The sequence below is a fragment of the Caldisericum insulae genome (assembly GCF_047785965.1).
GTDB classification, from domain to species: Bacteria; Caldisericota; Caldisericia; order Caldisericales; family Caldisericaceae; genus Caldisericum; species Caldisericum exile_A.
The window spans coordinates 1-20,666 of record NZ_JBLOBF010000002.1; the positions used below are offsets into that span (position 1 = coordinate 1).

A 20,666-nucleotide genomic window follows, 5' to 3' on the forward strand; every position below is an offset into this window, starting at 1 on the left:
GATTTCTTTTATGGGATATCTAATGTAGATAAAGATCTTGCAAAAAAGATTTTAGAAAAGAGAGATGTTGATGATCTTATAGAGAAAGTTAAGAGGGAAGAGGATATTGAGAAGATTGGATGGTTCTTTGATGGGATATCTAAGGTAGATAACGATCTTGCAAAAAAATTGGAGAAAGAGTTAGGAGTTAATTAAATCAATCTTGAAAAGATGTTTATACAATCTATTACTGTATAGGAAATCTACTAAAAGGGCAATAAGATTTGCTAATGAAATTTGTTGAAAAAAAATTATTAATTAATTTTGATCCTTAAGGATATTTAAAGTTATAATTTTTTATTAATATCAAATGCTACAATATTAGATCAAAAGTTCATTAGAGAAAAGTTAAAATTAGATCAGTATTAAAAGGATCAACATTACAAATATAAGAAAGAACCAGCCTACAGTAAATACAAAATTTAAAATAAGTGCAAGAACATAACTTGTTGTAAGTGGCGATGAAGATAGTAAAGTCGGATTAAACCAATTTTCATAGAACGAAACTCTACGAAAGAGAGGATATAATATTCCAACTATTAAAGATGATATTAATGTGTGAAGAGCCACTTTCTCTATAAGAGCTGCGTTAATTTTCGAATTCAAAATTAGAACATATAAAAGAAGATTTCCAGCAGCAAAAATAATTGCGCTAATTCCAATTTCAAGTATTCTTCTCTTACTTTCTCTTGTAGTTCGTACTGTACGATCATATATAAAACTTAAAGTAAAAGCTACAATTCCCCAAAGAATTATCTGAGCAATAAGAATTGGTTTATCGATAAATGGCGTAAAGATCTTTGAAAGAAGGCTCATATTTTGAATAGAAGGTTTTTTTATCCAAGTCCAATTTCTCAATGTTTTAACTCCAACAGAACTGATTTTTACAAGCGGTTTTGATTTGATTGTTGTTAATAATAATCCTAATGAAGATTCACCCTTGAGAAGAGCAATAACTTCTCCCATAAAACAAGCAATCGCTGATGTAACGAAAGCAGATCCCACAGGTAAAAAACCAGAAATAAAGGGAATGATGGGTAATAAGAAATAAAGTTTTGGATTAAAAGCAAATATAACAGTAGCTGCAAATACAACAAAATGATATGGTTGCATTATACCAAAGACGAAAGTAATAAATAAAAAAACTATATAAATTTCCGCAAGAACAATAGAATTATAAGCAATGGGTACTGCATAAATTGCACCTGCAACTAAAATACCAATTGTTGGTTTGAACCATGCTATAAGGGCAATTAAAGCAACAAAAATCCAGTCCCATCCCTTAGGATAATAAGGGATAGATCTCATAACAAAATAACTGAAACTTGCAAGCAAAAGAGAAAAAGGAAATTTTGAGATTTCGTTTTCCTTTTTTATTCTTTCTCTAATATAATTAACATAATTATAAAAAAATTCTCTGAAAATTTCATTTTCCCTGTTATAACCCCCATAGGTATTATAACTTTCATAGCCTGATTCTTTGCTACTTGTTTGTGCTTGTGAGTTATAATTAAATAATTGCTCATCATAGGCTTTTCTCTTAACTGGGTCAATAAGAGTTGCATAAGCTTCGTTGATTTCGGCAGCTTTCTCAGACAAAACCTTTTTTGCTTCCTCTGAATCATTTTGATGAAGATCTGGGTGATATTTTTTAATGAGTTCTTGATAAGCTTTCTTGATTTCATCAGGAGTCGCGTTATACCTCACACCTAATATATCATAATAGTTTTTCGGTTTCATAGAACTCTCCTCCTTGCAATTAATTCTTGCAATATATCCATCTTAACCTTTATTCTAACCTAAATTAAGCGATTTTCTATCACTAAAGTTTTAGTATTTTTTTTGAAAATTTGCAAGTTTTTTTGGACTATATTTTTTTGCCTTTGTATTTTGTTATGATTAATGTGATTTTAAATTTCTCAATTTAAGCAATTTTACTGTATTTTATGCATTTTAAGCATAATTACCCTATCCTTTTATCTAAGAAAGAGAATTATAGAAATTGATTACTCTATCTCTATGCGATAACAGTTGGACTTAATTTTCTAAAACCTGTGACCTTTTTCAACAGATTATTGCACTTTGAAAATAATTTTTCTACCTGTATGGGTAATCTTATTTGCATTCTCAATAAGCATCCTTCTAAATGTTGTATGATAGCTTTTCATGCAAATAATGCCTTTTTTACACCTCTTTTGTAATCCACACTCCTTTTCAGTGGATTCTGATATGAGTGAGAGATTCTATTACTGTGTCAGAATGGTTTATGGATATTCCACCTCCTAAGACAGCATCAATTAGATATTCATTTTGCCATAATCTAACAGTAGTGACTTGAAGAATCTCTTTGCACTGTGAAAGTTCAACATTCCTATGACGCCATTCTCTATTGTCTCTGTATACCCCCGCTATCGCTTAAAAAGTCGTCAAAATGTTTTAGATAAAGCGATATACAATCTCATAATGAAACAGAATAACTACTTGAATGTTCTTTCAATTGGTATTCCTTTCCTGATTTTTCTGGTACTCCCGAAGTATTTCATAACCTTGTGGTATATCCCTATCTTTGAAAGATACTGTTCAAACAGTGCAAGACCTGCTTTGTCGGGAAATGAATCTGATGTTTTTTCAATACTATCTATCTATATTTCATACGAGTTCTTCCTGTTTGGTTTTTTCATTTTTGTTTGTCATATTTTCAACTCATTAAGATAGTGCTTCATCGCCAAGTAAGTGAAAGCACTATCTTTTTTATATGCTCAAATTATACATTAAATCTATGTTGTACAAAAGAAAATATATGATAAATTTGGAGAATCGCTCAGGTTAGGATTAATCATTTCGTGTGCAGGCATTAAGCATTGGCTTGGTCATCCATTAATTTTTGATCAAGGATAGATAAAAAGTTGAGTTGCGCAATATGAACAATTTAGCTAAAGAAAAGATGTATAGCAAAATCTCGAAAAATGGAGATTTATAGCAAATGAAAACTACGATAGTACATAAGGGTTCCCATTCCCAATTAAGCAGAGGAAGTCGAAAGCCTTGGATTGCAAAAAGAGCGAATTCTGGAATATATCAAGGCCCAAAACTGTAAATCGTTTAAAAATTTATTAAGATGCAAGGCTTTCAAGCGGTTTGACAAAGTGGCGAGCATTCCAAGAACTCTCAAAAGACGCACAGAATAAGCTTTTTGGTGTCGTTTTGGTCTATAAAATAGATAGGTTAAGTCTCTTCATTGTAGATTTTTAATACTCTTCAATTATTTGAAAACAAGGCATTGCCTTTGTGTCTATCACTCAGCAGTTTGATACTTCAACGACTACGGAAAGACTCGCAATGTTAATGATAGTAAGTTTAGAAGACTTCGAAAGGTCAATCGGAATCAAAAGGGAAAAGACAATTCCTTTTTATTCCGGATATTTAGCATAAAAGAGAATTCACATTAAAAAGAAGAGTTCAGAGTTAGAATGGAAATTCTATCCGGGAAAGCACGAGGCAATTATACCTTATGAAAAATGGAAGACAGACCAAGATATCAGGAAAAATAAAAAAGCCTCCGTAAGAAAAAAGTTTACCTCTTTATTCTCAAGATTAATCTACTGCGCTAAAGATAAAACATAATGCGACTTTCCAAATAAAACGAAATACTCCTTGCTATGTTTGCCTTCCTATTTATGAAGGAGATACATACTGTAACAGAAAATTAAAAGGAATTGATTTGGAAGAAAAACTTTTAAAGACTATCGAGATGAGATAAAAACAATTGAAAGAAAGATCACACGGGCAAAGAACTGGAGGAAAATGAAATTTGTCTATATAACAAGCAAGAAAAATACCCGCACATGACAAAAGAAGAGAAAGCCTTATTTTGGTATATTTTAATTAAGCAAATTACAGTAAAGTCTCACTGAATCCAAACAGTTTAGACTTTTGATTTCTCTGCTTCAGAGTTTCGTTTAAAGCCACACCAGATATAAAAAGGGTAAAATATGGTGGAGATGAGGGGATTTGAACCCCTGACCCCATGGATGCAAACCATGTGCTCTACCGCTGAGCTACATCCCCACCTCTGGTGGGCTTCTCTGGACTCGAACCAGAGACCTCGTCCTTATCAGGGACGCGCTCTAACCTACTGAGCTAGAAGCCCTTACGCAGTATATTCTAATAAATTTAACCTTTTTGTCAAGAGCTTAAGAGCATATGTTACACATTTTTAAATAAATCTTTATAATCAAAAGCAAGTTCATAAATTTCCAAGACTTTCTCTTTACTTAAAGGCTCCCTTGCTAAAATGACATTCTTCCCCTCATCTTCAAATGCCATTCTTGCAAATTTTTCAAGATCATCCTTTTTAACACCATATTTTTTTAGCGATTCAAATGCCTCAACCTTTTTAAGGTAATGAACAAGTCTTTCGATGGTTTTAGAAGGCGAGTCAGTTGAGAAAATTTCTCGACCAAGGCGTTTTAATCTATCTTCATGTACATCTTTTGTTATATACAAAAAAGCAGGAAGCAAAATCGCTAGTCCACGTCCATGTGAGATTCCATAAAGTCCAGAAATGGGATGCTCAAGTCGGTGAATAGGGAAGGGTCCGCTTCTTCCAGCAGAAGGAATACCTGAAAGTGCAAGAGAAGATATCCAAGAAAGTGATTCTCTTGCATTTACATCGTCAGGTTTATTAAATGCTATTTCACCAAACCTTAAAGCCTCTTTCATTAGAGCTTCTGAGATAGAGTCTGAAACGGGTGCGTAAGCCTTAGATGATAAATAACTCTCAAGAACATGAGTAAACATATCAATGACGCCATCAACGGTTTGTTTTGGTGGAATCGACAAAGTAAGAAGGGGATCAATGATTGAAATCTTGGGAAACAAGAAAGGAGAGATTATTCCCCTTTTACTTCTTGTGTCTGTATTTGTTATAACTGCAGCACCATCAAGCTCGGATCCAGTTGCAGCAACAGTTATTACAGATAAAATTGGAAGAACTTCACTTTTGACGGTCTTTTTAGGTGGCCGTTCAAGATAATCCCAAATTTTGTCCCCGGTTTTTGCAACAATCGCTATTCCTTTTGCAGCATCAATAACGCTTCCACCACCAATTGCTATGATGAAGTCAATGTTCTCTTTTCTTGCAATTTCACCACCTTCATCAACTGTTTTTGATTCTGGATTTGGTTCTATTTCAGAATATACAACATACTTAATACCTACTTCATCCAATTGTTTTAGTGCTTTATCAAGTAATCCTGATTCTTTTGCAAAACGTCTTCCTGTTACTACAAGTGCACCCTTACCAAGTTCTTTTGCATGCTTTCCAAGAGAACTAAACTCTCCTTTTCCAAAAACTACCTTCGTTGGTATATGTAACACAAAATTGTCCATAGTATTTTCCTCCTTGTGAGGATCAGAGAGGGTATTTTATGCCCCCTCTTTTTTAAAATAAAAAATCGTTAGGCACTAATTTCTTTGAGAGAAAAATTAATATCACCTAATTTATCCTTATATTGGGTGACATCCACCTTTTTGTTAACAAGTTTGTTTGCTATATTTGCTTCCTTAATACCAAGTATAATTATTCCCACAACCTTATTATCTTTAAGTACAATCTTTCTATATTTATGAGACGACTCGTCACTTGCTCGTATAACTTCATAACCATCTTCCTTAGGATTTACAAGACCAACAGAAGTCAAATCAAGTCCAACAACCTTCAAAGTATTAGATGGAACAGAGCCTTTATACTCTAATGATCTATCTTTAACCATGTTTGTTGCAGCAATTGTTGCTTGTTCTATTGCCGGAGGAATTATTCCATAAATAGTTCCATTAAACTCCGCTATATCCCCGGCAGCAAAAATGTCTTCTGAAACCTGCATATAAGAATCGACAATAGCACCTCTATTAAATGGCAGCTTAGAGAGTTCTAAAAGTGAAGTATTAGGACGAATACCTGTAGATAAAAGAACCATTTCTGCCGGAACAACCGTGCCATCGGCCAAAACAACTTTTTCTACATTTGTATTTCCCTCAATTCTTTCTACTTTTGCATTTTCCAAAACACCTATTCCCCAACTCATTAATATACCTTTTAGAATTTTTGAACCTTCCTCATCTAGCTGCCTTGGTAGAAGATAAGGAGCGCCCTCGACAACAACAGGCTTGAGTTTATTTTTTAGAAATGAGTATGCCGCTTCTAATCCTAAAACACCACCACCAATAACAGCAGTCGGTTTTCCGTTACCTATAAGAAAAGAATGTCTTCTAATTTTAAATGCATCATTTAGATTTCTCAAAGTAAATACGCCTTCTGTATAAACTCCATCAATAGGTGGAACAAAGGAAGAAGCCCCATTTGCAATCAAAAGTTTATCATATGCAACACTGCCTCCCATATCCAGATATAATAGATGCTCCTTAGGATCAATTTTTCTAATCTTTACACCAAGGTGAAGCTTTATATCTCTTTCTTCATACCACATTGAATCATAGAAATATAAATCTCTAGCCTTTATTTCCTCTCTTATAACCTCAAACAATTTAGGTCTAGGATAGTAAAGGGTGGGCTCGTCCGAAAAAATATGAATTTCTCCCTTGGGATCTAATTGTCTTATAATCTTAGCAGCTGTAACGCCTGCAACCCCTAAACCAATAATAGCGTATATCATATCTTTCACCTACCAATTTAAAATGGCGAAAAATCATTTACCTGCCAAAATCTTTCTTTTAAATCGTTATATTCATTAGTAAGCATATTTAGATGCTCTTCTTCCCACTTCATAAGTTCTTCAAATAGGTATTTTACCTTTGGATCGTGGGCTTTCTCTGCTTGCTCCTTATAGAACAGAATTGAATTTTTCTCCAATATCATTCCCGTAGAGATTGCAGAAAATTCGTAATTTTTACCTTTCAGATTGTTTAAGAAATCCTCAGAAAAAATTCTTTTAAAAGTCAAGCTTGGCTTAGGAATGCTATTTACATCAAAATTAGTCTTGTTCTTTATTGCATCGTGTAATTCTTTTAAATATCTATAGTGTTTGCCTTCTTCCTGTGCAAGGAAAAGAAAAACTTCTTTTGCTTGTCTATCCTCTGTTTTTTCAGCTGCAGTTTTATACAAATTTATGCCATCAAGTTCAACTTCCATTGCAGCTTTCAAAATTTCCAAAACATCATCCATGTTTAAATCTCCTCAAACTGGTCTTTTGTAGCTCCACAAACTGGACAAGTCCAGTCTTCTGGCAAGTCCTCAAAGGGTGTTCCAGGAGGGATATCCTGGGTGTCATCGCCTTCTGCTGGATCATAAACATACCCACAAACCATGCATTTGTACTTTTTCATTTTTGCCTCCTTATTAAAATTCTTTAAAAGCACTCTTTGGTGCTCCACAAATCGGGCACTGTTCTGGTGCTTCACCAATTACTGTATAACCACAAACAGGACAAATATAAATCTTATCAAATTTGACTTCCTCACCTTTGTCTAATTTTTCTTTAGTTTCTGCGTAGAGTTCTCTATGTATTTTTTCGGCTGATAAAGCAAAATGAATTGACCTAAGAGCATCTTTCTCGTCCTGCAAAGTTGCTATCGCATTGTAAGCAGGATACATTTCTTCAACCTCAAAATTCTCTCCACCCCAAGCTGATTGAAGATTTTCAGAAGTTTTCTTAAGCTCCATTAAGGCTTTAAAGTGATTGGTAGCATGAACTTGTTCTGCAAACGAAATCGCCCTGAAAAGTCTTGCTACATCATGTAATCCTTCTTTCTCAGCTTGTTCTGCAAAAATTAAGTACTTCATGTGAGCTTGAGATTCACCCGCAAATGCTTCTCTTAAACTTTTTTCCGTCATTTGTCTCATTTCAATTTCCTCCTTTCAAATAATTATAAATACTATCAAATTATACTACAAATTTTACAATTTGGATCTCTTTCTAAACTAATTATCGAAAATTCATTAGTTAAACCATCAAATATTAGAAGCTTATTTTTAAGTAAGGAACCGATGCCTAAAGTATATTTTAAAAACTCATTTGCCACAATTGTTCCTGTTACTCCAACTGTAGTTCCAATAATACCTTGATTCCTATTTTCTTCGGTTAATTTAAAAAGAATTTGTTTTTCTCTTTCTGGAAAGATACAGTTTAAACAAGCTGTCTCATGTGGTATTACAACCATTACTTGACCAACGAAACGCCCAACAGCCCCAATAAATAAAGGCCTATTTAAATGAACTGCCACTCTATTTATTAAATACCTTGTTTCATAATTATCAGTTGCATCTATTATAGCTGTGAATTTTCTTAAAATTATTCTCGCAGTCTCTTCCTCTGTAAGCCAAGTGTTGTAAGCTTCCACTGCAATATTAGGATTTAATTTCTCTATTTTTTCTTTTGCAACTAGTACTTTCGCTTTCCCTATATCGTGAATATTATAAAGAATTTGCCTATTTAGATTTCCAACGGAAACTACATCACCATCTACAATACCAATTCTACCAACACCTGCAGATGCAAGATAAAGAAGAATAGGACTTCCTAAGCCGCCAGCTCCGATAACTAAAACGTTTGAATTCTTTAATTTTATTTGACCTTCTATTCCTATTTTATCAATACGTATTTGTCTATCATATCTTTCTAATTCATCTTTTGATAACATCTAACACCCCGAATTTTCAGGTTTTTTGGGTTTAATAAGATACTTCTCTGGATTCTTCAGAAACTGCTCTTTGCAATCTTCTGAACAGAAATAATAAATCTCACCATTATATTCAACTCTTGTAAGTGCTTCGATTTTCTCCATAATCATTTTACAAACTGGGTCTTGAACCATTTAGCCACCTCCAACAGGTGAGAACACGCTTACCACATCTCCATCGTTTAACTTGTCCTCAAACCATGCTCTTTTAAGATTAACAAGGACTATAATATATTTTCTTTCCTTTATGCCAAATCTATTCAAAACATCTTCCACTGTTGAGTCTTCTTCAATATCAATGTATGTTTCTTCTGGACCATATTTTAAATAATCTCCGTAGAGTTTGACTTTTACATTCATACTTTTACTCCTTAAACAATATTTTAACCTCTTTTACATCCCAAAGATACTGAAGTCTTTCTAATATTTCTTCTTTTATATTTTCTCCAAATTGAAAAGTTTCAGGAATGTTAAGAACGATTTCAACTACGTGAGAATTTACGACAACAGATTTTACAATCTTTGATTTAACAATATCAATACCTGTTTCAGGATTCATAACATGAGACAAACGCTCATACACTTTATCAACAGTAGTAGGTTCATGTTCTTTAGTTAAACCGTTTTTCTCAAGGTAGAGTTCAACAGCAGAATGCAATGCATCTGCCGCAAGAACAGAACAGTGAACCTTAACAGGAGGAAGACCACCCAAAGCCTCCGCAGCATCTTTCCATGTAATATTTTTTGCCTCCTCAACAGTCTTTCCTTTAACCAAATCTGTAATAATTGAAGCAGTTGCAATGTTTGAAGCACATCCGTATGACTTAAACTTTACATCAACAATTTTGCGTGTTTTTGGATCGATCTTAAGATAGAGAGTTATCATATCACCACAGGCCGGGCTTCCCTCAGTTACTTTCACATCAGCATCTTGTATTTCACCAACGTTATGTGGATTTTTAAAATGTTCTATAACCAACTTAGTATATGGAATTGGCATATTACTCACCTCCTAAAAGTGGACTTATTCTTCTCAAATCTTCTACAATTTCTTTAAGTTTTGAAACTGTATAATCAATTTCTTCTTTAGAATTATACTTGGACAATGAGAATCGTATTGAACCATGAGAATCTTCGTGTGATTTTCCCATCGCAAGGAGAACATGACTTGCCTGTAAGTTTCTGCTATAACAGGCAGATCCTGTCGTTACTGAAATACCTTCAAAATCAAGCCTTAAAGCAATTGATTCACCTTCAATATATTTGAAGGTAACATTAAGTATGTGCGGCAAAGATTTATTAAGACTTCCATTAAGCATAACATCAGGTATTTCACTTAATAATTTATCATATAGATACATTTTCAAGTTCCTTAAATACTCCGATATACTGCTATCCCAAATTTCAAACGCTTTTTTTGCGCCAACAATCGCAGGAGTATTTTCATGACCAGCCCTTAAATTAAATTCGTTATATCCACCGTCTAATATTTTTTCAAGCTTCAAACCTTCTTTAACATATAATATTCCAACACCTTTTGGACCATAAAACTTATGAGGAGAAATAGTGAGCATATCAATATTATCCAATTTCAAATTTATATACGGAATAGCAATAGCACCATCAACATGTACAGTAATTCCTTTTTCTTTAGAGATCTTGGCGATTTCTTCGATATTTTGAACTGTACCAACCTCGTGATTTGCAAGCTGTATAGTAACCAGAATAGTATCATCCCTTATGGATTTTTTTAATTCATCTATATCTATGAAACCGTCCTTATCGACTCCTATATAAGAAATCTCATAACCATCTCTCAAAAGCTTTTTTACAGTTTCTAAAACAGAGATATGCTCAATTTTTGAGGTTATTATGTGCTTTCCTTTATTCCTGTTCGCAAAAACATAGCCTTTAATTGCTAAATTGTTTGCTTCAGTTCCGGAGGAAGTAAAGATAATTTCACTTCCCTTAACACCTAATTTGTTTCCTATAAAATCTCTTGCCTCTTGAATTTTGTCAGCGACTTGTAATCCTAATGTATGAGAAAAAATAGAAGAAGGTATTGCATAATAATCACTCGCAAACTCGCACATTTCATGCAATACTTCTGGATCGGGTTTTGTAGAACTTGCACTATCAAAATAAATCATAAATAGCCCAGCTCCTTCTTCGCCTCTTCACTCATCATATCGGGTGACCACGGCGGATCGTAGGTAAGCTCAATTTGAACATCTTTTACGCCATCAAGAGACCTTAAAACCATTTCAACGTCATTAACTATATAATTTCCCATGGGACACCCAGGTGCAGTTAAAGTCATTAAAATTTTCACAATCCCATTTTCTTCATCCACATCAAGTTTGTAGATAAGGCCAAGATCAACAATGTTAATCGGTATTTCTGGGTCATAAACATTTTTTAATGCATTAATAATTTCTTCTTCTGAAACCATTTTTTTCCTCCCTACTCTTCTGAGTAAATTCTTTTTTCTCCTTCTAACTTTTTAATATCTGTAACATCTTGTGTTACTTCCAAAGTTCCAAGATAGTTTCCTAAAGAATCACGAACTGCAAAGTACCTAATATATATTAATCTCCCTTGCATATTTATCCAAAACTCAGCAACATTTCTTTTGCCACTTTTAAAGTCTTCCAAAATTTTGTTTACTATGTGGACGCTCTTTGGCGGATGGCAATTTTGAACAGTGCGTCCTAAAACCGTCTTTGTTCTTACAAATACTCTTTTTTCACCCCTGTTAAAAAATTGTACTATATCATCCTTATTTATGAATGTGATTTCAATAGGTAAAGTCTCAAAAAGAGCATTTAACTCATCAAGTGTAAATTTACCCGATTCAAGATATATATATCTATCTTCTAAAATTTCTTTCTTTTTGTAAATTTTCCCTGTTTCCTTCACTAAACTTAAATCTGTATATTTTGCATATCCAATCTCGTTCATCCCCTCCCAAACCTTATCCCACTCCGCCTCCTCAAGTTTATCAAGTGCAGTTGGAAAAAGTATTTTGTTCTCTTTGTAAATGTGGGAAGTTTTAAGATCTACAATATATTTGAGTAGATTTGGTAATTCATCGATTTCTTGATTATTAAGATTTGAAGCCTTATTTAGATATCCTCTCAAATCTTTAAGTCTTGCTCGTAGCGAATCATGTTCGTTCCATAAAATTTGAGGCGGCTGAACTACATCATGCTTCTCTAAAAAGGGAAATAAGGCATTTTCTTCCCTAACCATATGATTTTCAATATCAAATAAGCTATCAAAGACAGGTAAATTCTCTTCAAGAATTTTTGTAACCGCATCAACATTTTTGTTATTCTCAATGCTTGATGCAATTTTCATCACCATTCCCAAAATTTCAGATATTTTTTTATGTTCATCATACAAAAGGTACAAGGGATGGCTTTTTTGAACATTAATTTCTTGACTTTCAAGTGATTCTCTAAAAATGTCGATATGCACGTCGCAAAGTCGATGAATTTTTTCTTGTGGAAAATGATCCTGAACTATAAGAATGTTTTCAATTATTGCAATTTCAGCCGGATGAACATTTTCCAAAATCTTCTTGAAACGCTCCTTCACTTCCGCAGGAGAAATTAGTCCTTTATCCATGTCGATAAGAAGCTTTCTCATTAAATTTAGTCTTTCAACTCTACTTAAATTGTTTTGTATAAATTCGCTCATTTTTATCACCCCGCATTAATTATAACTATAAAAGTAATATTTAGCAAGATAAAATTAAAAGAATTTTTATAAATTTTAGTAAAAATTCTTGACAATAATTGAAAATTCTGTAAACTTGTATTGAGAAAATTGTGAAAGGAGGCGATTATCCTAACTAAAAGTTAGGAGAAAACCAGTGGCAGAAGTACACAGAAGACAAAATGAGTCCTTAGAGGACATGCTTAAGAGATTTAGAAGAGAATGCGCAAAAGATGGGATTTATGCAGAAATTAAAAAAAGACGTTACTATGTCCCACCAAGTGTAAGAAAAAAACAAAAAGAAGCAAAGAAAAAGTAAAAATTAAAGGCAGGTTTTTTCCCTGCCTTTAATTTTTTTGGAGGTATAAATGGCAATAAATCCAAACACTAAAAAAACAGAAGTTACAATATTAACAGAAGCATTTGTAATAAAAGGTTTCGTTTATGTTCCAGCGAATATGCGATTTTCAGATGCGTTAAATAAGTTTTTAAAGGACACACAGTTCTTACCCGTAGTAGATGCAGAAATACGTTCAATTAATTCTAAAGAAGTCATTGAAAAAAGAGACTTTATTCTTATAAAAAAGGAAATGATAGTTGTGATTTCACCAGTATCAGAATAATTATTTTGTCTCTTTTAATTTATTTTTAACATCCTCAATAGTAGGATCTACATAAATAGGTTCCTTTACAGCTCTCATAGCACTATCAACATCTTTTAAGCCGTTCCCAGTTATAATCACAACTACTTTATCATCTTTTCTAATAGAACCGCTATTAAGCGCCTTCAAATAACCTGCAAATGAAGTTGATCCAGCAGGTTCAGCAAAGATACCACTTTTAGATCCAAGATATTTTATTGCATTTAGAATTTCTAAATCACTGACTTTTATTCCAAAACCTCCGCTCTCTTTAATATACTTAACTGCCATAATTCCAGATCTTGGGATTCCAACTGAAATACTATCAGCTATTGTATTAGGTATGACTGGTCTAATTATTCCATCCCCATTAACGGCATCAACAACGGGAGAGCAACCTTCTGCCTGGACTGCAATAAGTTTTGGCATTCTATCTATAAAGCCGAGATTTAATAAATCAAAAAACCCTTTATAAACTCCTGAAATAATATTGCCATCTCCAACTGAAACGAAAATATAGTCGGGAACATCAAAGTTCAATTGTTCTGCAATTTCAAGTGCTACAGTCTTCTTTCCTTCAACAGTATATGGGTTAAAACCTGTATTTCTATTATACCATCCAAATTCCTTTGTCGCCCTTATTGAAAGATCAAATGCTTCATCGTAGGTCCCGTTTACAGCAAATACTGTTGCACCAAAAACTAAAAGCTGAGTAAGTTTTGCCTTTGGAGCATTTTTGGGGACAAAAATGTATGATTTTAAGCCGACTGAAGCAGTTGCACCAGCAAGAGATGAAGCAGCATTTCCAGTTGAAGCACAAGTTATATCATTTAACCCAACTTCCTGAGCTTTAACAACAACTACAGCTGATGCCCTATCTTTTAAAGAGGCAGTTGGATTTCTTCCTTCATCTTTTATAAAAAGATTTCTCACACCTAAATCTTTTCTAATTATTGGCACATCATAAAGTGGAGTAAAGCCTACTTGAAGTGGTCCAATTTTTGAAGCATCGTTTATTGGAAGTAATGGCAAATATCTCCACATAGAATAATTTTTATTATTTTTTAGATATTCTTTAGTAAACTCTGTTTTGATTGTTCCATAATCGTATTCAACTTCAAGCAAACCTTCGTTTCCGCACTTAGGACAAGTGTACTCTACTTCATCTTCTTGATATTCGGATCCACAAATCAAACACTTCAAGCTTTTAACATGTCCCATAGATTGTCTCCTTTCTTGTTTAAGATAGCTTTTATATTATAATATTTTTTAAGAAATATTCACAAACATATTGCAAATTTTAAGTAAATTTAATAAAATAACTTTAAAGGAGGTGAAGTATGCTAAAAAATAAATTAAAAACATTATTAGTAGCATTAGTTCTATTAATGCTTGTATTTACTTCTGTCTCATGTTCGCCACAACAAACTTCCCAAACAACATCCCAACCACAAGCTCAAGAAAAAACTATTAAAGCAGGATTTATTTATGTAGGACCTACGGGTGATTATGGTTGGACTAATGCACATGATGTAGCAAGAAAGCAACTCGAACAAAAATTCCCATGGCTTAAAACAGTCTACATTGAATCAGTTCCAGAAACTGATGCTGGTCGTTACATCGACAGGTTAGTTAACGAAGAAAAATGCAACATTGTATTCACAACAAGTTTCGGATTTATGGACGCAACAGCTGAAGCAGCAAAAAAGTATCCAAATGTTATTTTTGAACATTGCTCTGGCTACAAGAGGGATACCAATCTTGGCACTTATTTCTCTGAACTTTACCAAGCTTATTATCTTACAGGTTTAATGGCTGGCGCTCTTACAAAAACTAATAAAATTGGATATGTTGCAGCTCATCCAATTCCCGAAGTTATAAGACACATTAACGCATTTGCAATTGGTGTAAAAGAAGCCAATCCAAAGGCAAAAGTCTATGTAAGTTGGCTATTCACTTGGTATGACCCTGCAAAGGCAAAAGAAGCAGCAGAATCTCTGATATCTAATGGAGTTGATGCCTTAGCGTTCACAGAAGATTCTACTGCTGTGATCGATGTTGGCGAAGAACATACAAAGAAAGGACAGCAGATCTATACATTTTCTCACTATAGCCCTATGTTACAATATGGACCCGATACAGTAGTTTCTGGGCAGCTTGCAGATTGGGAACCAATCTATGAAGACATTATAAGAAGAGTATACACAAATACTTGGACTAACCAGGACTACTGGTGGCTTATGAAAGAAGGCGCTTGCAAACTTGGAGCAGACTTTAATACTCCAATTAATCCAAAGTTTGTTGATGCACTTAAAGCAAAATTTGTAAACGATCCAATCCTTGGAAAAATTAGCGTATACGATCTTGTTATGAAGAGAGAAGAACAAATGAGTGAACCAACAGTTCTCTTTGATCCGTTTACAGGTCCAATCTATGATCAAAAAGGAACATTGAGATTAAAACCAGGAGAAAGAGCCTCTCACGATTTATTGTGGAATATTAATTGGTTTGTTGACAATGTAGTTGGAGAAATTCCAAAATAAAAAAACAATTAAAGAAGTTAATTTAGGGGGGTTAAATCCCCCCTTCAATTAAATTAAGTGAGGTGAAACCTTGGAATTAGACAATATCGAATTCAAATCGCTTGAATTAAAGGACATCTACAAAGAATTTCCAGGAGTTGTAGCAAACAATAAAATCTCTTTAAAAATCAATGCAGGTGAAATTCATGCCCTTTTAGGAGAAAATGGTGCGGGAAAAACAACACTTATGAATATAATCTATGGCATCTACCAACCTGATGATGGAGAAATATTTATAAACGGAAGGAAAGTTTTTATTGACTCTCCTCGAACTGCAATGAATTATGGAATCGGTATGGTTCACCAGCATTTCATGCTTGTAGAGAATCACTCAGTTGCTGAAAATGTAGCGCTTGGACTTAATAGAACTAAATTTCTAAATCCAACAGAAGATATTGCAAAAGAAATAGAAAGGTACAGTAGCGAAATTGGTTTACATGTAAATCCAGATGCAAAAATATGGCAGCTTTCAGCAGGAGAACAACAAAGGGTTGAAATCTTAAAAGCACTAATGCGTGGAGCAAAATTGCTTATCCTTGATGAACCTACCTCAGTACTTACACCACAAGAAGCAACTGAACTTTTTAAAACAGTTAAAAAACTCGTTGCTAATGGACATTCAGTCATTTTTATAACTCACAAACTTGAAGAGGTTTATGAATTAGGTGGAATTGTAACAGTCTTAAGGCAAGGAAAAGTTATTGGAACCACAACGACAAAGGATGCAACAAAAGAAGAGTTAGCAAAAATGATGGTTGGTAGAGAAATTATATTCAATTTGGAAAAGGAAAAGGTTGAACCAGGTGAAGTTGTAGTTAAAGTTGAAAATATTGATGTTCTAAGTGACAAAGGCATAAAGGCTGTAAAAAATTTATCTTTTGAAATAAGAAAGGGAGAAATTCTCGGTATAGCCGGTGTTTCCGGAAATGGACAAAAGGAATTAGTAGAAGCACTTACTGGACTAAGGAGAGTAGAAAAAGGGAAGGTAATTATTAATAATAAGGAGATACAAAACAGAGGTGCACGAGAAATAGGAGAAATGGGTGTTGCTCACATTCCTGAGGAAAGGATAAAGTATGGAATAGTACCAAATTTTCCAGTTTACGAAAACGCCGTGCTTAGAGACTACTATAAAGAGCCATTTTCTAACAGAGGATTTTTAAATTACAAAACAATTAAAGATTTTACAATTAAACTGGTGAAAGATTTTTCAATTGCAACACCGTCGATAGAGACAAAAACAAAACTTTTATCGGGAGGAAATATACAAAAATTAATCCTTGCAAGAGAGACTACAACAAAGTCTAATTTTATTGTTGCCGCACACCCAACTTATGGCCTTGATATCGCTGCAACTGAATATATAAGAAAACTATTGTTAAAGAAGAGGAAAGAAGGTTCTGCAATACTTCTTGTCTCAGAAGATTTAGAGGAAATACTTCAACTAAGTGACAGAGTTGCAGTGATGTTTATGGGAGAATTTATGGGTATAGTTGATCCAAAGAAAGTTTCAATTGAAGAAATTGGTTTAATGATGGCTGGATCCCTAAGGAAACAGGAGGAGAATAATGCACATCTCAATTGAAAAGAGGGGTTATGTCTCAAAAAAGTACTATACTTCTGTTTATCTCATCTCCATCTTTGTAGCTGTAATTTTATCAAGTTTTATTTTTTTATTGCGTGGTATTAACCCTTTTTATGCATTCTCTAAGATCTTCCAAGGATCATTTGGTTCACCTTTTGGTTTAAAAGAAACAATAGCTAAAGCAATCCCACTGCTTCTTATAACAGAAGGTTTAATTGTAGCATTTAAAGGCAAATTTTGGAATATAGGCGCAAATGGACAGTTATTGGTTGGGGCAACTTTTGCAACATGGATTGCATTAAACTTTGGTCCTTATCATTCATCAATTTCAACAATAACTATTATGTTTTTGGTGGGTTTTTTGGGTGGAGCACTATTTGGTCTAATTCCTGCACTGCTTAAAGTTAAGTTGGGAATCAACGAAATTATTTCCACACTTATGCTGAATTACATTGCAGAAGATTTTGTAGAATATCTTGTATATGGCCCTTGGAAAGGTAAAACACAGTATGGTTTTCCATATACAGACAATTTTCCACAAAGTGCAACCTTAGCCCAGATTCCAGGGACAAGAATAAGCTATATTACTTTGATAATTGCTTTACTATCAGCAGTATTGATCTATTTATTTATTGAAAAAACCAAATATGGTTATGAAATAAAAGTTACTGGCGAAAATCCTCACGCTGCGCGGTATTCTGGAATCGATTTTGTTAAAATAACTATAATTATGATGCTAATTTCAGGAGGACTTGCAGGAATTGCAGGAGTAGGAGAAGTTGCAGGAATTCATAGGCATCTTACTTATCCTGCTCAGATTTCCTCTGGATATGGATACACTGCAATTATAGTTGCATGGCTTGCTCAACTGAATCCAATTCTTGCAATTGTCTCAGCAGTCTTTTTTGGAGGTATTTTAGTAGGCGGCGATGTAATCCAAACTTCACTTGGCTTTCCATTTTCAACTATAAACGCATTTAACGGCTTAATCCTAATTTTTGTCATGGTGGGTAATTTCTTTACAGAATATAAAATAAAGATAAGAAGGTGATGCTATGGATTTAATTATATCAATTCTTCAAAGAACAATGGTTGCAGGAACTCCCCTTCTTTTGGGCACAATAGGCGAAATAATTACAGAAAGATCTGGCATTTTAAACTTGGGTATAGAAGGAATGATGGCTTTGGGAGCGATTATAGGATTTAGCGTAACATATATAACTAAAAATCCAACTTTGGGCTTGATTGCGGCAATCCTATCAGGAGGAATTCTTTCGCTCTTGCATGCATTTGTTTCGATTACAATACGTGGAATACAAACACTCTCAGGACTTGCAATTGCAATGATAGGCATTGGACTTGCTGGTATGTTAGGCAAAAGCTATATTGGAGCACCACTTTCAGTAAGGTTTTCTGAAGTAGCAATTCCTGGACTTTCAAAAATACCATTCATTGGCCCAATATTATTCAATAGAGATCCCTTATTTTACATAGGTATCATTCTTGCAGTAGTATCATGGTTTATCCTTTTTAAAACAAGATGGGGGATTATTATAAGATCAGTTGGTGAAAACCCTAAAGCATCTGATGCTTTGGGCATAAATGTCTCTCTTGTAAGATATCTTTCTACTTTTATTGGTGGTTGCTTTGCTGGTTTTGCAGGTGCATACTTAACACTTGCGTATATGCCGTCGTGGATTGAAGGAATGACTGGAGGACGAGGATGGATTGTAATTGCGCTTACAATTTTTGCTCAGTGGGACCCTCTTCGTGCAATTCTTGGCGCATATCTATTTGGTGGTGTAGATGTTTTACAATACATTTTACAACCACTTGGTATTCCTGTTCCAATACTTAAAATGACACCATATTTTGTAACAATTATGGTGCTTATTATAACAGCAAGAGAAGTAATGAGAAAACATCTTGGTGCACCAAAATCTCTTGGTGAACCGTTCATAAAAGGAGAAAAATAAAAGAGGGGTGTTTCACCCCTCTTTTTAAATAAATAAGTTTAGAATACCTAATATTCGCTTTTTACAAATTTTCCAAAACCTCCATTTACTGTTATACCCTTATCTTTCTCGTAAACAATTTGTCCTCTAACAATAGTTTTTTCAATCTCCCCTTTAAACGTAAATCCATCAAAAGGAGAATACTTGTTTTTGCAAAGAAGATCTTTGCTTGCATTAAATTTAAATTCACCATATGGATTTACAATAACAAAATCCGCGTCATTCCCGATTTCAATTTTACCTTTGCTTTTGAGTCCAAATCTTTCGGCAGGTTTTTCAGACAACACTTTCCTTAAATCCTCAAGGGTAAGGCGTCCAGTTGAATAACCATATGTAAATAAAACGTTAAATCGGGTTTGAACACCCGGGATACCAGCATAATTATCCCAAATACTTTGTTTATTTTTTTCTTGTGGATAAACACCCCCTGCATGATCTGTTGTTACAAAATCAACACTTCCTTTTTTAAGCCCATCCCAAAGATATTCTGAATCCTCTCTTTTTCGAACTGGAGGTGCAGTTTTGAGAATTGGACCAATTCTTTCAAGGTCATTCTCATTAAAAACAAGATAATGAGGGCAAGTCTCAGTTGTAATATTAATACCCTCATTTTTTGCCATTTCGATTATCATAAGGCCAAGTTTTGTAGAAAGATGAACTATATGAACCTTATTTTTAAACTCTTTCGCGAGGGCAATACTTCTTAAAATAGCAACTGCTTCAGCTTCATAGTTTCTACCTTTTGTCCATGCCAAGGGATAAATATGATTCAAATTTTGCTCTCTTTTTGAAAAGTAATCAACAAGTTCAAAATCTTCAGCATGAATTCCCGCAACGAGTCCAAGGTCTCTTATGTAATCAAAAACAGCTGCCATTTCCTCAGTATTAACTTTCGGATAAGTCTTCATTCCAGATATCGTATAGAGTTTTAGTCCTACAACACCCTCTTCTTTCAATTCTTTTATAGTCTTTTTGTATTCACCAGTTTGAATCTGAATAGGAGTTACTCCACCCCAAAAAGCAAAATCTACAATAGCCTTTTTTGAAACAATATCAAGTTTGTAGTGAAGATTTTCCTTTGAGATCACTTCAGGAACTGATGTACAAGGCATGTCTACAATTGTTGTAACTCCACCTTTTGCAGCACTTTGTGTACCAGTAAAGAAATCCTCTCTATCAGTATAACCAGGATCATTAAAATGAACATGAGCATCAATAAATCCAGGAAATACAATATAATTGCTACAATCTATTATTTCTTTATCCTTTATGCCGTAAGGAATATTGCCTTCAAAAATTTCTTTGATTTTTTTATTTTCAACTAAAATATTAACTTTTTTCAGATTATTACCATTTGCAATAATATTTGCGTTTTTTAAAAGCAATT

General features: G+C 33.8%; 22 protein-coding genes and 2 tRNA genes. 7 read left to right on the forward strand and 17 right to left on the reverse strand.

The window, feature by feature from the left end; all coding sequences use genetic code 11:
• A partial coding sequence (locus ACMV0E_RS01850) for a hypothetical protein (RefSeq protein WP_416084677.1) occupies positions 1 to 195 on the forward strand: 195 nt, incomplete at its 5' end.
• A gap of 198 nt (positions 196 to 393) precedes the next feature.
• Here the strand turns inward: ACMV0E_RS01850 and ACMV0E_RS01855 are convergent.
• The 15 genes from ACMV0E_RS01855 to ACMV0E_RS01925 all read right to left on the reverse strand — a co-directional run bounded on the left by ACMV0E_RS01855 (position 394) and on the right by ACMV0E_RS01925 (position 12,438).
• Positions 394 to 1,779: a J domain-containing protein gene (locus tag ACMV0E_RS01855; protein ID WP_416084678.1), complete on the reverse strand. Its 1,386-nt coding sequence runs from the start codon at positions 1,777 to 1,779 to the stop codon at positions 394 to 396.
• Positions 1,780 to 4,032: 2,253 nt separating this feature from the next.
• A tRNA-Ala gene (locus ACMV0E_RS01860) sits at positions 4,033 to 4,107 on the reverse strand.
• A gap of 5 nt (positions 4,108 to 4,112) precedes the next feature.
• A tRNA-Ile gene (locus ACMV0E_RS01865) sits at positions 4,113 to 4,189 on the reverse strand.
• A gap of 56 nt (positions 4,190 to 4,245) precedes the next feature.
• Positions 4,246 to 5,430: an iron-containing alcohol dehydrogenase gene (locus ACMV0E_RS01870; RefSeq protein ID WP_416084679.1), complete on the reverse strand. Its 1,185-nt coding sequence runs from the start codon at positions 5,428 to 5,430 to the stop codon at positions 4,246 to 4,248.
• Between the two features lie 68 nt (positions 5,431 to 5,498).
• Complete coding sequence (locus tag ACMV0E_RS01875; RefSeq protein WP_416084882.1) at positions 5,499 to 6,713, reverse strand: NAD(P)/FAD-dependent oxidoreductase; 1,215 nt, start codon at positions 6,711 to 6,713, stop codon at positions 5,499 to 5,501.
• Between the two features lie 17 nt (positions 6,714 to 6,730).
• Positions 6,731 to 7,222, reverse strand: coding sequence for a ferritin family protein (locus ACMV0E_RS01880; protein WP_416084680.1), 492 nt, complete (start codon positions 7,220 to 7,222; stop codon positions 6,731 to 6,733).
• Between the two features lie 2 nt (positions 7,223 to 7,224).
• On the reverse strand, positions 7,225 to 7,383 hold the full coding sequence (gene rd / locus ACMV0E_RS01885; protein ID WP_416084681.1) for a rubredoxin: 159 nt from the start codon (positions 7,381 to 7,383) through the stop codon (positions 7,225 to 7,227).
• A 13-nt stretch (positions 7,384 to 7,396) separates the two neighbouring features.
• Complete coding sequence (locus tag ACMV0E_RS01890) at positions 7,397 to 7,900, reverse strand: rubrerythrin family protein (RefSeq protein WP_416084682.1); 504 nt, start codon at positions 7,898 to 7,900, stop codon at positions 7,397 to 7,399.
• Positions 7,901 to 7,935: 35 nt separating this feature from the next.
• Positions 7,936 to 8,697, reverse strand: coding sequence for a HesA/MoeB/ThiF family protein (locus tag ACMV0E_RS01895; protein WP_416084683.1), 762 nt, complete (start codon positions 8,695 to 8,697; stop codon positions 7,936 to 7,938).
• A complete protein-coding gene (locus tag ACMV0E_RS01900) occupies positions 8,698 to 8,871 on the reverse strand; it encodes a YHS domain-containing protein (RefSeq protein WP_416084684.1) in 174 nt (57 codons plus the stop codon).
• Complete coding sequence (locus ACMV0E_RS01905) at positions 8,872 to 9,096, reverse strand: MoaD/ThiS family protein (protein WP_416084685.1); 225 nt, start codon at positions 9,094 to 9,096, stop codon at positions 8,872 to 8,874. It abuts the gene before it with no gap.
• A gap of 4 nt (positions 9,097 to 9,100) precedes the next feature.
• Positions 9,101 to 9,736, reverse strand: a complete 636-nt coding sequence (locus ACMV0E_RS01910; protein WP_416084686.1) for an iron-sulfur cluster assembly scaffold protein — start codon at positions 9,734 to 9,736, stop codon at positions 9,101 to 9,103.
• Between the two features lies 1 nt (position 9,737).
• Positions 9,738 to 10,886, reverse strand: a complete 1,149-nt coding sequence (locus ACMV0E_RS01915; RefSeq protein ID WP_416084687.1) for a cysteine desulfurase family protein — start codon at positions 10,884 to 10,886, stop codon at positions 9,738 to 9,740.
• Entirely contained in the window at positions 10,883 to 11,188 is a 306-nt protein-coding gene (locus ACMV0E_RS01920; RefSeq protein WP_416084688.1) for a metal-sulfur cluster assembly factor, read from the reverse strand. Before ACMV0E_RS01920 ends, ACMV0E_RS01915 begins: the two co-directional genes overlap by 4 nt.
• An 11-nt stretch (positions 11,189 to 11,199) precedes the next feature.
• Positions 11,200 to 12,438, reverse strand: coding sequence for a DUF438 domain-containing protein (locus ACMV0E_RS01925; protein ID WP_416084689.1), 1,239 nt, complete (start codon positions 12,436 to 12,438; stop codon positions 11,200 to 11,202).
• A gap of 175 nt (positions 12,439 to 12,613) precedes the next feature.
• On the opposite strand from ACMV0E_RS01925, the gene rpsU reads away from it, so the two are divergent.
• Together rpsU and ACMV0E_RS01935 are read left to right on the forward strand one after the other, a co-directional pair.
• Positions 12,614 to 12,775 (forward strand): 30S ribosomal protein S21, encoded by a 162-nt coding sequence (gene rpsU / locus ACMV0E_RS01930; RefSeq protein WP_014453423.1) that lies wholly within the window; start codon positions 12,614 to 12,616, stop codon positions 12,773 to 12,775.
• Positions 12,776 to 12,824: 49 nt separating this feature from the next.
• Positions 12,825 to 13,079: a DUF6812 domain-containing protein gene (locus ACMV0E_RS01935; RefSeq protein WP_416084690.1), complete on the forward strand. Its 255-nt coding sequence runs from the start codon at positions 12,825 to 12,827 to the stop codon at positions 13,077 to 13,079.
• Here the strand turns inward: ACMV0E_RS01935 and ACMV0E_RS01940 are convergent, their stop codons facing one another.
• Positions 13,080 to 14,318 (reverse strand): threonine synthase, encoded by a 1,239-nt coding sequence (locus ACMV0E_RS01940; RefSeq protein ID WP_416084691.1) that lies wholly within the window; start codon positions 14,316 to 14,318, stop codon positions 13,080 to 13,082.
• Between the two features lie 119 nt (positions 14,319 to 14,437).
• Here ACMV0E_RS01940 and ACMV0E_RS01945 point away from each other — a divergent pair, with 119 nt between their 5' ends.
• The 4 genes from ACMV0E_RS01945 to ACMV0E_RS01960 all read left to right on the forward strand — a co-directional run bounded on the left by ACMV0E_RS01945 (position 14,438) and on the right by ACMV0E_RS01960 (position 19,240).
• A complete protein-coding gene (locus tag ACMV0E_RS01945; protein ID WP_416084692.1) occupies positions 14,438 to 15,640 on the forward strand; it encodes a BMP family ABC transporter substrate-binding protein in 1,203 nt (400 codons plus the stop codon).
• 70 nt (positions 15,641 to 15,710) lie between these two features.
• Positions 15,711 to 17,264, forward strand: a complete 1,554-nt coding sequence (locus tag ACMV0E_RS01950) for an ABC transporter ATP-binding protein (RefSeq protein ID WP_416084693.1) — start codon at positions 15,711 to 15,713, stop codon at positions 17,262 to 17,264.
• A complete protein-coding gene (locus tag ACMV0E_RS01955) occupies positions 17,248 to 18,315 on the forward strand; it encodes an ABC transporter permease (RefSeq protein ID WP_416084694.1) in 1,068 nt (355 codons plus the stop codon). The genes ACMV0E_RS01950 and ACMV0E_RS01955 overlap by 17 nt, the downstream gene beginning before the upstream one ends.
• Before the next feature lie 4 nt (positions 18,316 to 18,319).
• Complete coding sequence (locus tag ACMV0E_RS01960; protein WP_416084695.1) at positions 18,320 to 19,240, forward strand: ABC transporter permease; 921 nt, start codon at positions 18,320 to 18,322, stop codon at positions 19,238 to 19,240.
• Between the two features lie 47 nt (positions 19,241 to 19,287).
• Here the strand turns inward: ACMV0E_RS01960 and allB are convergent, their stop codons facing one another.
• The gene (gene allB, locus ACMV0E_RS01965; protein WP_416084696.1) at positions 19,288 to 20,664 is read right to left on the reverse strand and encodes an allantoinase AllB; all 1,377 of its coding nucleotides are present in this window, start codon (positions 20,662 to 20,664) and stop codon (positions 19,288 to 19,290) included.
• Between the last annotated feature and the right edge of the window lie 2 nt (positions 20,665 to 20,666).

Bases quoted from the DNA above. Each gene is read 5' to 3' on its own strand.
- ACMV0E_RS01855 (WP_416084678.1), bottom strand. From the start codon at position 1,779: ATGAAACCGAAAAACTATTATGATATATTAGGTGTGAGGTATAACGCG.
- ACMV0E_RS01870 (WP_416084679.1), bottom strand. From the start codon at position 5,430: ATGGACAATTTTGTGTTACATATACCAACGAAGGTAGTTTTTGGAAAA.
- ACMV0E_RS01875 (WP_416084882.1), bottom strand. From the start codon at position 6,713: ATGATATACGCTATTATTGGTTTAGGGGTTGCAGGCGTTACAGCTGCT.
- ACMV0E_RS01880 (WP_416084680.1), bottom strand. From the start codon at position 7,222: ATGGATGATGTTTTGGAAATTTTGAAAGCTGCAATGGAAGTTGAACTT.
- rd (WP_416084681.1), bottom strand. From the start codon at position 7,383: ATGAAAAAGTACAAATGCATGGTTTGTGGGTATGTTTATGATCCAGCA.
- ACMV0E_RS01890 (WP_416084682.1), bottom strand. From the start codon at position 7,900: ATGAGACAAATGACGGAAAAAAGTTTAAGAGAAGCATTTGCGGGTGAA.
- ACMV0E_RS01895 (WP_416084683.1), bottom strand. From the start codon at position 8,697: ATGTTATCAAAAGATGAATTAGAAAGATATGATAGACAAATACGTATT.
- ACMV0E_RS01900 (WP_416084684.1), bottom strand. From the start codon at position 8,871: ATGGTTCAAGACCCAGTTTGTAAAATGATTATGGAGAAAATCGAAGCA.
- ACMV0E_RS01905 (WP_416084685.1), bottom strand. From the start codon at position 9,096: ATGAATGTAAAAGTCAAACTCTACGGAGATTATTTAAAATATGGTCCA.
- ACMV0E_RS01910 (WP_416084686.1), bottom strand. From the start codon at position 9,736: ATGCCAATTCCATATACTAAGTTGGTTATAGAACATTTTAAAAATCCA.
- ACMV0E_RS01915 (WP_416084687.1), bottom strand. From the start codon at position 10,886: ATGATTTATTTTGATAGTGCAAGTTCTACAAAACCCGATCCAGAAGTA.
- ACMV0E_RS01920 (WP_416084688.1), bottom strand. From the start codon at position 11,188: ATGGTTTCAGAAGAAGAAATTATTAATGCATTAAAAAATGTTTATGAC.
- ACMV0E_RS01925 (WP_416084689.1), bottom strand. From the start codon at position 12,438: ATGAGCGAATTTATACAAAACAATTTAAGTAGAGTTGAAAGACTAAAT.
- ACMV0E_RS01935 (WP_416084690.1), top strand. From the start codon at position 12,825: ATGGCAATAAATCCAAACACTAAAAAAACAGAAGTTACAATATTAACA.
- ACMV0E_RS01940 (WP_416084691.1), bottom strand. From the start codon at position 14,318: ATGGGACATGTTAAAAGCTTGAAGTGTTTGATTTGTGGATCCGAATAT.
- ACMV0E_RS01945 (WP_416084692.1), top strand. From the start codon at position 14,438: ATGCTAAAAAATAAATTAAAAACATTATTAGTAGCATTAGTTCTATTA.
- ACMV0E_RS01955 (WP_416084694.1), top strand. From the start codon at position 17,248: ATGCACATCTCAATTGAAAAGAGGGGTTATGTCTCAAAAAAGTACTAT.
- ACMV0E_RS01960 (WP_416084695.1), top strand. From the start codon at position 18,320: ATGGATTTAATTATATCAATTCTTCAAAGAACAATGGTTGCAGGAACT.